This is a genomic window from Pseudomonas sp. NPDC087690 (assembly GCF_044743175.1).
Lineage (GTDB): Bacteria > Pseudomonadota > Gammaproteobacteria > Pseudomonadales > Pseudomonadaceae > Aquipseudomonas.
On sequence record NZ_JBIUVX010000084.1, the window covers coordinates 5,215 to 5,895 of the forward strand.

Here is a 681-nt window from a genome sequence, read left to right on the forward strand (position 1 = left end):
GCGGAGAACGGGGGATTCGAACCCCCGACACCCTTGTGAGGTGTACTCCCTTAGCAGGGGAGCGCCTTCGGCCACTCGGCCAGCTCTCCGCAACACGGGGCGTATCTTAACCAACCTTTTCCCCGTTTGCAAACATAAAAATCGATAAAAATTAATGGCTTGGTTCTTCGTCCTTCTCTTTCTTTATACGCAGGTAAATTTCCTCACGGTGCACGGCAACCTCTTTCGGGGCATTGACGCCGATACGCACCTGATTTCCTTTAACGCCAAGCACGGTCACGGTGATTTCGCCGTCACCGATAATCAGGCTTTCTGCGCACCGACGGGTCAGAATCAGCATACCTTTCTCCTTACGCAATTCAGTTCAGGGACAACAGTCTGCAAAAAAAAGGCACCCGACCTACAACCGGAGCGATCGTAGCCCTACATGCCTGAGTATTGACCAGCGCGAGCAAAAGAACAGTTCAGGGCTCGCGCCATTCAAAAAATAAAGGGCGCGGTCAGACCGCGCCCTTCAAGAAGCGGAATTACTCGCCTTGACGGGCAGGAGCATCCAGTTCGAAAGCCGTGTGCAGGGCGCGCACAGCCAGTTCCAGGTACTTCTCTTCAATCACCACGGAAACCTTGATTTCCGACGTCGAGATCATCTGGATGTTGATGCTTTCTTTTGCCAGGGATTCG

The 681-nt window shown here is 53.0% G+C and carries 2 protein-coding genes and 1 tRNA gene; all 3 read right to left on the reverse strand.

Annotated elements, in window-relative coordinates; all coding sequences use genetic code 11:
- Window position 1: 1 nt before the first annotated feature.
- Window positions 2-89: transfer RNA gene (locus ACIPIZ_RS29215), tRNA-Ser, on the reverse strand.
- Between the two features lie 62 nt (window positions 90-151).
- Entirely contained in the window at window positions 152-340 is a 189-nt protein-coding gene (gene csrA / locus ACIPIZ_RS29220; RefSeq protein WP_002554426.1) for a carbon storage regulator CsrA, read from the reverse strand.
- Window positions 341-527: 187 nt separating this feature from the next.
- On the reverse strand, window positions 528-681 hold a 154-nt coding region (locus ACIPIZ_RS29225), incomplete at its 5' end, for an ACT domain-containing protein (RefSeq protein ID WP_401168965.1).